This window comes from Chitinophaga sp. Ak27, assembly GCF_012726295.1.
Lineage (GTDB): Bacteria > Bacteroidota > Bacteroidia > Chitinophagales > Chitinophagaceae > Chitinophaga.
This window is the reverse complement of record NZ_JABAOB010000007.1, coordinates 45,730-61,192: the sequence shown is the minus strand read 5'-3', so window position 1 is coordinate 61,192 and position 15,463 is coordinate 45,730. Positions and strand designations below refer to the sequence as shown.

9 protein-coding genes are annotated in these 15,463 nt (G+C 45.1%); 4 read left to right on the top strand and 5 right to left on the bottom strand.

Annotated elements, in window-relative coordinates:
* Positions 1–19 precede the first annotated feature (19 nt).
* Positions 20–3,163 (bottom strand): SusC/RagA family TonB-linked outer membrane protein, encoded by a 3,144-nt coding sequence (locus HGH90_RS22250; RefSeq protein WP_169191908.1) that lies wholly within the window; start codon positions 3,161–3,163, stop codon positions 20–22.
* A gap of 433 nt (positions 3,164–3,596) precedes the next feature.
* On the opposite strand from HGH90_RS22250, the gene HGH90_RS22245 reads away from it, so the two are divergent.
* The gene (locus tag HGH90_RS22245) at positions 3,597–4,223 is read left to right on the top strand and encodes a class I SAM-dependent methyltransferase (RefSeq protein WP_169191907.1); all 627 of its coding nucleotides are present in this window, start codon (positions 3,597–3,599) and stop codon (positions 4,221–4,223) included.
* Positions 4,224–4,312: 89 nt separating this feature from the next.
* Here the strand turns inward: HGH90_RS22245 and HGH90_RS22240 are convergent, their stop codons facing one another.
* Positions 4,313–5,113, bottom strand: a complete 801-nt coding sequence (locus HGH90_RS22240; protein ID WP_169191906.1) for a hypothetical protein — start codon at positions 5,111–5,113, stop codon at positions 4,313–4,315.
* 251 nt (positions 5,114–5,364) lie between these two features.
* Here HGH90_RS22240 and HGH90_RS22235 point away from each other — a divergent pair, with 251 nt between their 5' ends.
* The 3 genes from HGH90_RS22235 to HGH90_RS22225 all read left to right on the top strand — a co-directional run bounded on the left by HGH90_RS22235 (position 5,365) and on the right by HGH90_RS22225 (position 13,423).
* Positions 5,365–8,106, top strand: a complete 2,742-nt coding sequence (locus HGH90_RS22235; RefSeq protein WP_211172668.1) for a hypothetical protein — start codon at positions 5,365–5,367, stop codon at positions 8,104–8,106.
* 724 nt (positions 8,107–8,830) lie between these two features.
* Entirely contained in the window at positions 8,831–11,971 is a 3,141-nt protein-coding gene (locus HGH90_RS22230) for a SusC/RagA family TonB-linked outer membrane protein (protein ID WP_169191905.1), read from the top strand.
* A gap of 12 nt (positions 11,972–11,983) precedes the next feature.
* The gene (locus HGH90_RS22225) at positions 11,984–13,423 is read left to right on the top strand and encodes a RagB/SusD family nutrient uptake outer membrane protein (RefSeq protein WP_168766000.1); all 1,440 of its coding nucleotides are present in this window, start codon (positions 11,984–11,986) and stop codon (positions 13,421–13,423) included.
* Positions 13,424–13,687: 264 nt separating this feature from the next.
* Here HGH90_RS22225 and HGH90_RS22220 read toward each other — a convergent pair whose 3' ends face one another.
* The 3 genes from HGH90_RS22220 to HGH90_RS22210 form a co-directional block, all read right to left on the bottom strand.
* Positions 13,688–14,248 (bottom strand): RNA polymerase sigma factor, encoded by a 561-nt coding sequence (locus HGH90_RS22220; RefSeq protein ID WP_168766002.1) that lies wholly within the window; start codon positions 14,246–14,248, stop codon positions 13,688–13,690.
* A 345-nt stretch (positions 14,249–14,593) separates the two neighbouring features.
* Positions 14,594–14,938: a DHCW motif cupin fold protein gene (locus HGH90_RS22215; protein ID WP_168766004.1), complete on the bottom strand. Its 345-nt coding sequence runs from the start codon at positions 14,936–14,938 to the stop codon at positions 14,594–14,596.
* A gap of 12 nt (positions 14,939–14,950) precedes the next feature.
* Positions 14,951–15,421 (bottom strand): hypothetical protein, encoded by a 471-nt coding sequence (locus HGH90_RS22210; protein ID WP_168766005.1) that lies wholly within the window; start codon positions 15,419–15,421, stop codon positions 14,951–14,953.
* Between the last annotated feature and the right edge of the window lie 42 nt (positions 15,422–15,463).

Below are 15,463 nucleotides of genomic sequence, written 5' to 3'. Positions count from 1 at the left end.
ATAGATTTTTTGGCGGATACTATAAACTAACGTTAACGCCTATGTTAAATACACGCTGAATGGGATATCCCAATGCGTTGCCTCCTTGTTCCGGGTCCCATAGTTTAAAAGCGCTGATCAGGAACAGGTTGGTACCGTTGGCATAGATCCTCAATCCGGAGATATGGTATCTTTTCATTCCTTTGTCGCCGATGTTATAACCGATTTCAGCGCTCTTCATCCGAAGAAAAGCACCATTTCGCATCCACCAGTTGGAAGGCTGGTTGTTGTTGCTGCTTTGCGTAGCGCCTAACCTTGGCCAGAATGCGTACAGGTTGCGATTGTCTTCTGACCAGTGATCCTGAGCGATTACGTTGAGCAACCCATGTTGATTAGCGCCATCCATTACGAAAGGAGAAATAGCCGAAGGGTCTATGAAGAAGGAAGACCTGGCAGAGCCCTGGAAGAAGGTACTGATATCAAAATTCTTGTAGCCGAAAGAGAATCCGAATCCGTAAATGATCTCTGGTGTAGTGGGGTAGCCTAATTCATTCACCATATCCAGTTTAGTAATTTGTCCATCGCCGTTCAGGTCACGGTACTTGATATCTCCACCTCTCACTTCTCCGAAATTTTGCCGCGGAGCGTTCTTTACATCTTCATCATCTACAAACAATCTTTCCGCAATCAATCCATATACCTGGCCGAGGGAGTGACCTACGCGGGAAAGATATTGCATATTGGCGGGGTATTGCGGTTCTTCATTTACCAGCAATTTACTGGCAGCATAGGTGAATGTTCCGCGCATCTGCAACCAGGTTTTGCCGAAATTTTTATTGTAATCCATGGATACATCTACTCCGCGGCCTTCTGCTACTCCCACGTTAGCGCTGATAGGAGCAGTAAGGCCCATAGTAGATGGGATATAAGCTCTTGACATCAGGATACTGCTGCGGCGTTCCTTATAGGCATCTACGGTCACAGTGAGTGCATTCCAGAGTCCCAGGTCGAGGCCGATATTGGTCTTTTGTGATTTTTCCCAGGTAATGTCATTATTGGGATACCGGGAAACGGAAACACCGGGTTTAGAATAGCCGTAGTTTTCGCCAAAGTATGAACCGAACTTGTTATCGTTCAGGTTTACGTTCGACAGGTAGAAGAAGCGGTCGTTGGCATCGCCGATTTGATCGTTACCGACGAGCCCGTAGGTAGCGCGGAATTTCAGTTGTGAGATAACATCCGTCATTCCTTCCAGGAATTTTTCATTACCTGCATTCCAGGCTACGCCTATAGATGGAAAGAATCCATACCGGTTATTTTTTGCGAAACGTTCAGACCCGTTGTAGCCGAAGTTTCCTTCCAGCAGGTAGCGGTTATCGTATCCATAGGTAAACCGTCCGGAAACGCCCTGGTTGCGGAAAGGAAGGGAGAGTTGGAGGTCGCCTGCATTTCCGTTCAGGTAGTTACGACGAATGCCAATCAACAAGCCGCTGATATTGTGTACCTTATTGAACGTACGGTTGTAGTTCACCGCTGCTTCCATATAGGTGGTGGTATTCACGATCTTACTACCGGGAGTATAATTCAGGTATTCAGTAGCCGTTTTTTCATTTAGGAGAGACAGCGTATATTGGTTGGGGTCCTTAACAGTTGGATTGGCGGAATAAAAAAACGGGTTGTACTGCCGGCTCAGGTCAAAGTAGGAATAGCGTTTCGTATAGGCCATCACCCTTGCAGAGAGCCCCGGCGTAATAAAGTTAAGGTCTTGTTTTATCTCCAGTTGTACATTCAGCGTGGAGGTATTGTACTGTTGAAATCCTGACACCATGGAAGCATAAGGGTTGTTGTACACCTCCCCATTAGAACCACGGGGAGCGTTTCCGAACAGGGGATGTTTCACATTGGACAGATCGCTGGAGGGAAAGATAGCCGGAAACAGCACCGGGTTGGCATTTAACGCGCTTTTGAAGATAGCCGCTCCTCCGCCAACGGGACCATTGTAGTCATCAAAATTACCGGTGGTTCGGATGATTGCTTCTGTGGAGGAAGTAAATCTCAGGTTCACATTTGAACGGATCTCGTAGCTTCTCAACTTAATGTTGTTATTGAAGTTATTGCCGCTTTGCGTTTTCAGGATACCGTTGTCCTGGTTCATGGTAGCGCCTACATAGTATTGCGCCTTCTGGCCGCCGCCAGAGAGGTTAATATTCACTCGTTGGTTGTTCGTATAATTTTTGATCAATGTTCCGAGCCAGTCGTTGCTGGGGTATAAGTAGGGATTGTCGCCGGCTTTGGTATGATCGATTTTGTTTTGGCTGTAGGGCAACGGGGCCAGCCTGTCGCGGGTGATGGCTGCTTCGTTTGCCAGTTGCATGTAGGAGATATTATCTGCCAGTGCTATATTCCGGGTGTTGGAGGAGAAGGAATTTTCAAAGCGTACATTCATTTTCGTTACCCCGGATTTACCGGTTTTTGTGGTAACGAGTATTACGCCATTGGCACCGCGTGCTCCATATAACGATGCGGCGGCAGCGTCTTTCAGCACGGAAAAACCTGCGATGTCGTCTGGCTGTAGGCGTGCCAGTTCGGTAGAAGTAGATTCCATTCCATCAATTAATATCAGGGGATCCAGTTTCCCAGAGCCAAAAGAGGTAATGCCCCGGATAAAGAACGAAGCGTTGTCAGCGCCGGGTTCACCACTTCGCTGGTATGATACGAGCCCGGATATACGTCCTGCCAGCATCGTGGTAAGGTTGCTCGTAGGCCCTTTGATCTCCTTTGGATTTATGGTGGTGATGGAGCTGACCATGCTTTGTTTCTTTTGCAGGCCGTAGGCTACTACCACTACGTCGTTGAGGTCATTCCTGTTGTCGAGCAGCGTCACGAGAATGGTGTGTCGTCCGTTGACCGGGATTTCCTGCGGTTGGTATCCGAGGGAGGAGAATGCCAGGGTATCGGAGGAGGTTTCCATTTTGATGGAATACTCTCCTGTGGCGGTGGTAACAGTGCCGGTTGCCCGGTGTTTCACCTTGACAGTTACGCCGGGCATGGCTTGCCCTTTGTTATCCTGCACCTTGCCAGTTACGGTGAATACTGCCTGACCAAAGGCAACATTCCCAGTAAGCAGGCAGAATAGGTAGCACAGGTATTTCTGTTGCAGAAAGTTTGGGATGCATTTTTTCATAACAGTGCAGACAATTATTTAATACGACTTTGGTTTGTACATACATAGGTACATATTAAAATGATAATGTCAAATTTTTCATTAGAGAAAATTTCTAAGTTATTTTATATTTATTCTTAATGAGATGTTTATATATAATATATTTAAGTCAATATAGAAGTAGTTTTTATCAAAATATTATTCTTAAGAAGTAGGGAAATAGCTGGAGTAGGCAAAATAAAAAAACGAAGGGGCGCTATTTAACTGATAGAAAGACTTATATGTATATACATTATGACATAGGAGTTAATGGTCAATTGGGCCTGTAATAGATCGCCACCCAGCACTGATCTTTGCCACTAGGGACGCCTTTGTCTGCGCTAACAACCAGCATCGGGCTACCGATATGGAAAGTGTTTTTTTTATACCTTCATACATCATTCAAGACACGCTTATGGAAAATAAATCCACACCCGAATTCTGGGATGCCGCTTTCATGGAAAAACAGGAGATGTGGGGCTTTGAGCCGGCGAAATCCGCTATCCTGACAAAAGATTTTTTCGTGCAGCAGGGTGTTAAAAATGTGCTCATTCCAGGTATAGGCTATGGCAGGAATGCCCAGCTTTTCAGAGATAATGGTATGAAGGTAACAGGAATCGAGATATCAGCCACTGCGATACAAATGGCGGAAAAACACTACGGCACAGGAATGGTCATCCACCATGGCTCTGTTACAGATATGCCGTTTGACCATAACCGCTATGACGGCATATTCTGTTATGCGCTCATTCATTTATTAGACAGTAACGAAAGAGCTAAACTTGTCCACGACTGCTATCATCAATTATCAGAGAATGGCTACATGGTGTTTACAGTCATCTCTAAGGAGGCGCCCACCTATGGCAAGGGTACATTTATCAGCCAGGACCGCTATGAAATGTTTGGAGGCGTTAAAATGTTTTTTTATGACAGATCATCGATCCAAGCGGAGTTTGGGCCAGCAGGGTTGTTTGATATTATGGAGGTAAATGAAAATTATCCTTTCTTTTTGATTAAGTGTAAGAAGGTATCTGATCATTAAAAGCGAGTAATAACAAACCCTTCCATCTATTACTGCAAAGACAGAAGGGTTTATGATACCAACAGCATTCTTGCCTGTCACATGTATAGCTAATATGATAATGTTCTTGTAAATACCCCATATGGGGTATTTACAAGAAAGCCGGTGATTTGTTTGTTATTATTGTAGCTATAAGTATAGGTAGTTTTCTTTCCATTTTCTGAAGAACTCTCAGGCATATTTTTGTTAATAAGGCTTTCGTCATTCGCTACTCCGTCCAACCCCAGATTGTTAATGTAATTCAGCAAAGACAAGGGCTGAAAGATATTTGCGTTGGTGGTATATGTATAACTAACTTCTGCCTGTAGCTCCCCTGCACTATTGTACTCCTTACGATGGGTAACATTACCATTCGTTATCTCGTAAGTAAAATATCGCCATAAATTCAGCGTATTGGGTTCATTGAGATTGGTAATTGTATAGTAACTCTTTTTTGAAAGCACACCGTTAGTATACTCATATAAAAAGCGGTTGGGATGTCCAAAAAGATGGTGATCAGCTTCAATCAACTGGTTATTTGCATTGTATTTAAATGTCATCATTTCTGAAGTATCTCCCCTGTAATTCTCCGCTATTTCAATAAGGTTGTCGGCATTATCGTAACTGGCAATAAATTCATCTCTATCTGAGGTATTATTGACATTTTTTATTCGCTTCTTGTCGTCATAAGTGATGGTGAAAAGAGTGTCGTCCTGTGTGGTAGTTCCCTGACGCCATCCGCTTAAAAGACCGCTTGCCGCTGGATTAGGCTCTGGCGGCTGATTATCTGGTTCTGCTGATTTTTCTTTGCTACAAGACATCAGCCCAATAAAAATAAATAGGCATAAATAAGGGGTAAATTTTAATTTCATGGTATACAGTCATATTTTCCTTAAAAATACACATTAATTAAATATCTATATAAAATAAGCGGTGTAGATATTTTTTTTGAGTCTATTACGCTACATACACAGGCTGCCAGTATGCTATACTCACATTCTACCAGGCGCCGATAAAAAATAGTATGATTTAATTTTTATAAAGTATTATTTTGCGGCCATCAGTACATATTGTACATACCTCCTTATTGCATTCAGGATCTTTTTTAAATTATTGTAGGAGTATGTATAACATGGAAAAATTGATCAATGCAAAAAGGGCCCTCCTTAAAGGATGGTGCTGCCTTTTATTATGTACCATTTCCCCGCTCAGGGGCTTTTCTCAAAGTGATGCACAACAATGGTACGGCGACCAGGCCACCATTAATTCAAATGCTATTGAAGCAATCCGGGATGCCACCCATAAGATTCAATGGCTGGCATTAAAACCGCAGGCCGACAGTAACCGTACCCCCCCCGATATTATTTATAAAATAAAAGTACCCCGGGCGGGAATTTATGAGATGATTACCTATACCGCTGCCGGGGCCGACTTACCACCCACACCGGATGGAAAAACAGCGACAGCCTATATCCGTATTCAAATTGACCAGGAGCGGCCTACCCGGAGAATTTTATACGATGCCTATGGCGGTGCAATACAGTCGTCCGGGAAATTTACGCTTACAGGCCGGGAACAGATCATAAAACTCTGGCTGCCCAAGGGTATACAACTGGGACATATTGAATGGAAAGCCTATGTACCACCGCCAGTTCCCGAGGCAGCGCAGCATTATGTACCTGCTATTACGCCACCAGCCAGCCACCCACGTTTATGGGTAAATGAACAAACATTACCAGTGATAAAAGCGCACCTCAACATGGGCGACAACCAACCCGCCTGGGCTAAAGTGAAGCAATTGGCGGAAACACCTTATCCGTTTGCATTTGATGCCAATAAAGAAATATTTCACAATGAAGAACTTGAGAAAGTAGCACAAACGAAAGCCTTTTATTACCTGATGACGGACAATAAAAAAATCGGTAGAGAAGCCGTCCAGCTGATGGTTCACTATCTTTCCGTACTTGAATTCGGTAATATCCGGTATGGAGATATTACCCGGGAAATTGGCCGTGCTATTTATATAGGCTCCACGGTATATGATTGGTGCTATGATTTACTCAGCAAACAAGAACGGCAAGCCTTATGTAAGCACCTGATGAGACTAGCCATGGATATGGAGATAGGCTGGCCTCCGTTCGACAACAGTGCTATTAATGGTCATGGTAACGAAGCCCAGGTAAGCCGTGACTTATTGGCCATGAGTATTGCCATTTACAATGAAGATCCGCTACCCTATCAATATACCTCCTATATCGTATTAGAGCAGCTGGTCCCTATGCGGAAATTTGAGTACCAATCGCCGCGCCACAACCAGGGCGTGGACTATGGCGCCTATCGCTTCGGCTGGGAAATGCACGCGGCATGGCTATTTTACCGCATGACCGGCACCCCTGTTTTCGATGATAACATCAAACGCTTATCAGATTACTGGCTATATATGCGTCTTCCAGACGGTGATATGTTGCACGACGGTGATAAATTTAATGTGAACACCCATGGCAAGCCATTTTACTGGAAACAGCCACAAACCATGTTGCTATGTTACGGCTACAACCATGATCCATTGATAAAAGGAGAATTTGAGCGGGAAGGCGGTTTACCAGACAATCCTGTTTTATACCTGTTGGTCAACGATCCGGCTCTGAAGGCGGAACCTGACATAGCCTCCCTCCCACTCACCAAAGATTTTGGCCCGGTGCTAGGCGGTATGGTTGCCCGTACCGGCTGGAATAATATACCAGGAAGCAGCGATGTAATTGGGGCCATTAAAGGAGGAGGGTATCATTTCGGTAATCACCAGCATGCCGATGCCGGGGAGCTGCAGATCTACTATCACGGTATGCAGGTGGGCTGTATTGGGTTGTATTTATCGTACGGTACGCCTTACGATTTCAACTTCAACAAGCGCTCTATATCACATAGCATGATGCTGGCCAGGGATCCTGCCGAGCCCCTGCTTTTCAGGACAGAAGCCAATGACGGCGGATCAAGGTTCAGTCAGCGATTCCCGGTTACGCCGCGGGAAACCATAACCGATCCCTGGTTTGACTATGGTACGGTGCAGTCTTCCGATTACGGGCCTTCTGCACAAACACCCTCTTACAGTTACTTTAAAGCAGATCTTACCGCTGCTTATACATCCAAAATGAGTAGCTATACACGGGGATTTTGCTTCCTGAACCTGGGAAGAACAGATGTACCGGCCGCAATCATCCTCACAGACGATATGACCACTTCCAGCCCGGCATTCAAAAAATACTGGCAGATCAATACCTTGAAAGCACCGGTAGAAACAGCCAATGGTGTGATCTTACACAATGAGCAAAGCGGTATAAGCGGTAATACCTATACAGACATGCTGGTCCCCGCCGCGAAAGATCGTGAAACCACCATACTCAGCGGCGATAAGGCTAACAGCACATTTGAGTTTCCATACAAAGTAAACTCAGATAAGCCGGAGGCGCATGCTTACCGTATTATGGTTGCACCTAAAACTGCGCAGCAACGCGACCGTTTCCTCACTGTATTCCAAATGGCTGCTAATGGTGTTGCACCGCTGCCGGTTGATTTTTATGAAACAGGAGATAGTTACATTATTACGCTCGCAGATCGTATTGTGGGCATGAGCGCCAGCACGGACCTGGTGCATACGCCAATTACGATAAAGGTACCTGCTGGTAAAAACTATGACGTAGTACTCACTGGCTTAGCGCCCGGATTCTGGCATGTAGCCGGTTCGGACAAACAAGCGACCAACCGGAAAGTAATCGCTGGTAAAAATACTTTGTTCTTCCGCGCTACTGTCGGGGAATATGTGATTACACCTGGAAGGGTATATGAGCCGGTTCAGGCTAAAAAATAGTTGCACCGCAAATGAATACCAGGAGAGGAATATGGTGATCGCTTCCCTCCTGGTATTATTTAAACCAGGAACCGGACAGGGTAAAATATCTCATTAAAAATATTATTATTTTGTAAACAAAATAATAACCTAAAGGTAAACAAAAACGATTTTCCAGCGACAATCATTGCTTTACAAGGGCTTATTACATGGAGTATGATTATATTTACAGAGAACGGGTGAGCCGAAAAGGTGTATTATCACTATATTTCTTAAAAACTTTTTTTGTATACAAATAATACGTATAATTGTATACAATTACTTGAATGCAATAAGTAAATACCGGGTTTAAAACCGGTGAGGTATATATATCATTGGCTATGTTTTTTGCAGTCTGCATGCAGCACTGCCACCACGAGAAAAAGTAACGTAGAAAAACTAAAATCAGCCTTCCAACACAAAGGAGTGATGGCGGCGTATTCCCGCAGGAGAGTGACAGAATACATCATTAGTAAAAGACAATAATATCAACCAATAAAACCGGTATCATCTCAGATATCGGTTTAAAACCAGGAAACATACACCAGCATTATTAAGCAACCGGTTATCAATCTGCCGTTCTTTCAGACATCTCAGCTGATAGCTGGTCAGGCTTTAACGCGCGTATGCAAGTCGGCGCCTTGCATACAAGGCAATCTTGTGCCGGATTACAAGCAATCTGATTTATCACCTGTAATTAACAAATATGATTTTCAACGTTCGTACCGAGGGTCGTGTAAATGCCTTGCTGCCTGCATTTAACACCCGGCCAGGTATTTTCAACTTCCGCATGATAACAAAGCTGATGATCGTATGCTTTGTTTTCTTCTTCCATGCGCACGGCATTGCAGCTACTTCCACTGCGGCTAACTTACGGGGTACCATCACCCCGGCCGACTCCATCAGCGTAAGCGGTACCGTTACCGACTCTCTTGGCCATCCCATACCTGGCGTAGTGGTACGAGTAGTCGGCACCGCTCACGCCATCCCTACAGATGCCAATGGTTATTATCACTTTAAGCAGGTAACCAAAGGAGCTTTGCTCTCTTTCAGCATGATGGGATATGCACCTCAGCAGGTAATCGCTAACAGTAACCAGGTAAACGTTCGCCTGCAACAGGCCGTTCGCACTCTCGATGAAATCATCATTACAGATCCCTACCGGACCACCACCCGGGCCACCAATGCCAGCGCTATTGGCAGCATCCGGGGCAACGCACTGGAAAACAAACCCTTCTCGTCCTTTATGCAGGCCATGCAGGGACAGGTGGCCGGTGTAGTAGCCCCTTTAACCAGCGGTCAACCAGGCGCCAATGTCAATATCCGTATCAGGGGCGTTGGGTCGTTATCGTTATCTTCCGATCCACTGATCGTCGTGGATGGCATGATCGTTAACTCCGGCAGTTTATCAGGTGCCGTAACTACCTCCAACGCACTGGCAGGCATCAATCAAAATGATATCGAGAGTATAGATGTGCTCAAAGATGCCGCTGCGACTGCTTTGTATGGCTCCCGTGGCGCTACCGGCGTAATTGTTATCACCACCAAACGCGGCAAACTGGGAAAAACCCAGGTAAGAATTGATGCAGAAGGTGGCAATACCAGCCCTATCGGGTTACCGCATGCCGGCCAACCACTCAATGCCAGTCAATATGCCGAGTTATTCAAAGAAGCACTCAGCAACTCCGGTTACACTGAGGCACAGGTAAAAGATGCCGCCGATAAATATGGATTAAACAGTGGAAAAAGCAATAACTGGTACGACCTGGTTACCCGCAACGGACGGCAACAACAGTATAATGTAAGCATCAACGGAGGTACAGAAAAAACAAAACTATTTGCCTCCGCCGGCTATTTCGATCAGCAAGCCACCACCATCGGCGCCGACTTTAAAAGAATATCCGGGCTCTTCAACTTCGATCACCAGATTAACAAGCGAATCCAATTGTCGGCCGGCATCAACTTTTCCAACGTAGATCAAAACACGCCCTATAGCAGTAATTATTCCGGTAATCCCACCTATGCGGCGCGCATCCTGCGGCCCTATCAGCTGGCCTACAACGATGATGGCTCTATCAATACCAGCACCGCAGGAAATATCAATTTCCCCGGTGTGTACAACCCGCTATGGATCGCACAATATGATAACAAACACTTGTCGGAAACCCGGGTGCTGGGTAATACCCGGCTTAAATGGAATATCTGGGATAAACTGACCTATACCAGCTATTACAGCATCGACTACAACCTGTTGGAAGAAACCATGTTCTTAAATGCCACCATGGGTGATGGTGTATCTTCCGGCGGTACCAGTAAAAACTATTATACCCGTTACTTTAACTGGCTTACCCGCAACCAGCTCGATTATCGCTATGATATACCCGGGTATGATAACTTTTACGTAACGGCTGCAGTAGGATACGAAGCGCAGAAATCCAAAAAGTACCTGCTGGCAGCAGTCGGCACCGGCTTCCCGTCCAGCCATGAAGACCTGACCGCGCTTAGTAATGCTGCCACGCCCACCGGCGCCTATGGTCAAATCAGCAACTATGCGTTTACTTCGATGTATTCCAATGCCGGGGTGAACTATCAAAACAAGTATGCGCTCAATGCCTCCTTCCGCAGAGATGGCTCCTCCAGGTTTCCTGCCAATCACCGCAATGCCAGCTTCTATTCTATAGGAGGTACCTGGAATGTACAGGAAGAAAACTTCTTCCGGCAACAACATATCCTATCTTCCCTGAAACTGCGCTCTTCCTATGGCACCACCGGTAATGCCAATCTCGGCAACTACGACTGGATGCCACAGGTAAGCTATAGCAGTACGTATAGCTATGCGGGTTATAATGGTAGCCAATATTCCGTGATTGGAAACACGGACCTGCGCTGGGAAACGTCCAAAAAGTTTGACGCCGGTACTGATATCGGGTTTATGGCCGACCGGTTCATACTGACGGTAGATTATTACTACAATAACATTGATGGACTGATCAGGTCTGTGCCCACTTCCCTTTCCACCGGTTTTGGCAGCGTGAGCCAGAACGTAGGCGCTATGGCTAACAAAGGCTGGGAGTTTACGATTAAGGGAGATGTGGTAAAGCTCCGGAACTTCAACTGGTACAGTAATTTCAACTTATCTCTCAATAAAAATGTGATCACCAGGCTACCAAAAAATACCAACGAACGCAACGACCAGTTTTACCTGAAAGAAGGGTATAGCTTCAACACCTACTACATGAAAGAATTTGCCGGAGTAGATACTCAAACTGGTAGTCCACTGTATTACACCGACGGAGGACATGGTACCACTACCACCGATATTTCCAAAGCAGCCTATGTAGTACTCAACAGGCAGTCGGTTCCCAAAGCTACCGGTGGGTTCAGCAATGTATTTACCTACCAGGGCATTAGCCTGGGTGTCGATATTAACTACAACCTGGGATACTGGGTATATGGGGCATCCGACATTTATTTCACTTCCGGCGCCTATTATACTTACAATAAGTACCAGTTTATCTATGACCGGCGCTGGACTACACCCGGGCAGCAAACCGATGTACCTAAGTACTCCACTACTACCGACAATTCCACCAGCACCTATCGTTTATATCGCGGCGATCACATTCGCTTGCAGAACCTCAGCATAGGATATGACTTTAAAAACATACCGGTTGCCAAACGGTTGGGGGTAAGCAAACTGCATGTATATGCCAGGGGTACCAACCTGTTTCTCAAGACCTTCGACAGCCGGCTGCCATTTGACCCGGAAGTCAATTATTCCGGCTATGACTATCAGAATATGTTGAAATACAAAACTTATACACTCGGTATTAATGTTGGACTTTAAACGATGATGAAAATGAAAAAAAGATATATCCATCTCTCACTTTTGCTGGCATTTGTAGTAACGATGTCGTCCTGCAGTAAAAAGTTCCTGGATGAGGAGCCTTCCACATCTGTATCAGTTGAAAACGGCATACTCACCGATAAAGATATGATGGAAGCACTTGCCGGCTTGTACCGGAACCTGGACAGCTATTACCTGTTTGGCCGTAATGCAGTAGTATTCGGTGATTTGCTGGCAGACAATATCTATCTGAGCAGTACCAATTCCACGCGCCTGCTGATGCAGTATGCTTACACCTTTACCGCATCAAGCCCGGAGGCAAAGCTATTGTGGTCACAGAGTTACTACAGCATTCTCCAGGCTAACCGGATTATTGGCGCCCATCTGAAAGTGTCGGCCAATGTAAATCAGCTGCGTGGGGAAGCCTATACGATCAGGGCGCTTTGCTACCTTAACCTGGTAAACTGGTTTGCCACTCCCTACACAGTAAAACCAAGTGCTGATGGAGTACCGCTGGTAACCGTATCTACCGAAGTAGGCGGCGCTTACATTAAGCCGGCACGGGCCAGTGTAGCAGATGTATACACACAAATTATCGCCGACCTGGACAGTGCCTATACGCTGATGCCCGACGTTACACCGGCTATTCATACTACCAGCTCCAATTTTATCGCTAAGTATGCGGCGAAAGCACTTCAGGCCAGGGCATATCTGTATAAGGGTGATTACGAGCATGCCCGTGATGCTGCGTTACTCGTGGCAACCAATGGTGGTTATACCCTGGCGCCAGATGCCAATAGCTTTAGTAGTTACTGGGCATCGGCGGTAGCCCGCACCGACAAACAGGAAACCATTTTTGAGTTGAATAATTCCCCTGCGGCCAACAATGGTCCAGAAGGAATGGATTATATTTATTCTCCCAATGGATTGGGCGATTTGCTGGTAACCGATGATACCTATGCCTTGTACACGGCGAGCGACAGGCGGCTGGGATTGATGCTCGATGGAAAAAGGGGAAGCTACCAGGCTTACCAGGTAAACAAATACCAGAATGCCAATAAAACAGATAAAGACGAAGTGAAGCTGCTTCGGTATGCGGAAGTATTACTAACACTGGCAGAATCTTATGCCCGCCTGGGTAGCGAACCAGATGCCTTGAAATATCTTAACCAGGTAGCACAAAACCGGGACCCTAACCTCATCGCATATACGTATACCGGCCAAGCGCTGGTAACTGCTATCATTACCGAAAGACGCAAGGAACTGGCGTTTGAAGGATTGAGATTCTTTGATCTTACCCGCACCAATGTAGCCTTTACCCGGCAAAATATGGGGGTGAAAGCATATGCATTTTATACCGATGTTAAGACGACTGATTTCAGGAGACTACAACCTATTCCCGAAGCGGAAACCGGCGCGAATGCCAATGTGAATCAAAATCCCGGGTACTAGTATGTACAATCCACAGGTAAGAACCGGGGACATTTGGTTCCCGGTTTTTTATTATCCCCTGTTTGACATAGTATGATTAAAAAGACAGGTCTGCAATAAAGCTTACGCTTCATGCAGATCCTGTCCTGGTCCGGCAATCCCTCCTGCCGTTGCTTTGTAGCGCTGCATTCCCGGATATGATGAGCATAGAAAGGTCATTACCCTGTTAGAGGTAGCGCAACAAAGCATCCATGCAATTTGTAAATAATAGGGGAAGGACCTGGCTTACAGGTGAGCGGGACTAAAGTAACCGCGTAAAATTTTTACGGCAGTACCGATTTGATTCTTTACGGTTTGAATACTGGTATTCATTTCCGCAGCAATTTCTTTATGGCTCTTTTGCTCATAATGTCTTAAACGGAAGGCTGCAGAGGACTTGGGCGGTACTTTCTTCTTCAGCGCGCTGTTCACCTGTGTATAAATTTCTTTGCTTTCCAGCGGATCATTAGGCAGAAAAGGTTCATCCGGGATGTCGGAAATAAATTTCTTCTCCCTGGTAATCTTATTCAAACAACGATTACGAATACTGGCATACAGATAATTCTTCATGATGCTGTCCTTATCCCTGTTTTGATAATTAATATCAATTTTGAGAAACAGCTTTTTGTGCCAGAAATCCATGAAAAACTCCTGCAATAAATCTTCTGCCTTGTTTACGTCTTTCAACATATCACAGGCCATGACCATTAGCATGTGATGGTACTTGTGGTACACAGTTGTAAAAGCTTGCGCGCTCCCATCTTTTAGCAGATCCAGGAGGACCGCATCTTGGTTGTTTTGTTGCATGCTCATTTCCTTTTAGAGAGACTGATTAGGAAAAATATTTGTTCTTATTGTTGCCGGTAATTAGAAAAAATGAATTTTCTATGGTTTATTACCATGGTTGAAAGTGGTTTATTTTGCATTCCTGACTTTAAAACTTAACCTAAAAGTAATGCTATAAAAGATGTCAGATGGTTAATACATTGTTAAGCAGGAATGTTTAAATATCTTTAAGAATCAATCCCATAGCGGAAAGGGCGAATTTACATTTATTAAACGAAGGAGACATAAGCAACCAAACAATTGCATGATAGACGGGTATTCAAAACGGGATTAACAAACACATCATAACCTTTAAAAAATGATTGATCAGGGCTTTAGAAAATCACCGTCAATGATCAGCAATTTTACCCCTGCCTCAGATATAGAACGATGGCTACTCATTTCATCTGCTACTACATAAGTCATTCCTTCCAATAACTCAAAGCGATCACCATTCTGCAATTCACTCACAAAGGCTCCCTGTAAACAGTGTACCACATGCCCTTTCTGGCACCAGTGGTCCGCCAGGTATCCGGGAGAGTATTCTACGATACGCAAACGCAGACCTGGCAACTGCAAGGTTTGCCACCAGGCAGTTCCCGTTTCACCCGGATGCGCCGTCTTTTCAATAGTTGTCCAGTCGATCGTTTGAAAAGGATAATTTGCACTCATAGGAAAAATATTTTAACGTAAACGGATATACGCTTCTATAATCTCATGGTTTACCTGCAGGCTATCAATTTTCTCTATCCCACGCTGTATCAATGTATCATTGTGCAATGTGAGCGTAAAAGAGAAATGCTTATCCTCCCAGCCCCTATAGCTGCAATATTGCAGGTGTTCTTCATATTTATCGCCCGACAATACATAGGTGCCAGCGCCGGATGAATACACGGCATTACTGGTGTCGGTACCTTTTGATAAGTCGTGTTGAAAAAAAGCAAAATGGCTGCCGTTAAATAGCTTGATCATTTCCAGCCCTGCTACCGGAAAGGTACTGGTAGTATCGCCATTCTTAATCATTTTACTATAGGCCAATTTCCAGGTGCCTGTGAGGGTTAAACCTGGTGTTGAGGAAACTGCAGGCGTTTTATCGCCGCAGGCAGCAAATGTCAATGCCATTATACCAATGGCGGAGAATAATCGTAGGTTCATATCTGTTATAGCTGTTTTAATCACAACGGGCACCATTGATGA